Origin of the sequence: Sphaerimonospora mesophila (assembly GCF_001417795.1) — a bacterium.
GTDB lineage: Bacteria > Actinomycetota > Actinomycetes > Streptosporangiales > Streptosporangiaceae > Sphaerimonospora > Sphaerimonospora mesophila.
Genome location: NZ_BCBX01000077.1, coordinates 3,486 through 4,221, shown reverse-complemented (window position 1 = coordinate 4,221; position 736 = coordinate 3,486). Strand labels below are relative to the sequence as shown.

At 57.3% G+C, this 736-nt stretch carries 1 rRNA gene (running past both ends of the window); it reads right to left on the bottom strand.

From position 1 onward, the window contains the following. Positions 1-736: ribosomal RNA gene (locus tag AP234_RS34050) — 23S ribosomal RNA — on the bottom strand (it extends past both window edges: 1,547 nt to the left, 1,716 nt to the right).

The window sequence follows — 736 nt, the reverse complement described above, 5'->3', positions numbered from 1 at the left end:
CCTACACAAGCCGCCCCAAACACCAATGTCAAGCTGCAGTGAAGGTCCCGGGGTCTTTCCGTCCTGCTGCGCGAAACGAGCATCTTTACTCGTACTGCAATTTCACCGGGCCTGTGGTTGAGACAGCGGGGAAGTCGTTACGCCATTCGTGCAGGTCGGAACTTACCCGACAAGGAATTTCGCTACCTTAGGATGGTTATAGTTACCACCGCCGTTTACCGGCGCTTAAGTTCTCACCTTCGCCCACCAAAAGACAGGCTAAGCGGTCCCCTTAACGTTCCGGCACCGGGCAGGCGTCAGTCCGTATACATCGTCTTACGACTTCGCACGGACCTGTGTTTTTAGTAAACAGTCGCTTCCCCCTGGCCACTGCGACCCCCACCAGCTCACAACGAAAAGCCGATCACCAGCAGAGGCCCCCCTTCTCCCGAAGTTACGGGGGCAATTTGCCGAGTTCCTTAACCACAGTTCACCCGACCGCCTCGGTATTCTCTACCTGACCACCTGAGTCGGTTTAGGGTACGGGCCGCCATAGCACTCACTAGAGGCTTTTCTCGACAGCATAGGATCACCCACTTCACCACAATCGGCTCGGCATCACACCTCAGGCACCATGAGGAGCGGATTTACCTACCCCTCGCCCTACATGCTTACCCCGGGACAACCACCGCCCGGGATGGGCTACCTTCCTGCGTCACCCCATCGCTTACCTACTACCAGCTCAGGCCGAGCGTTC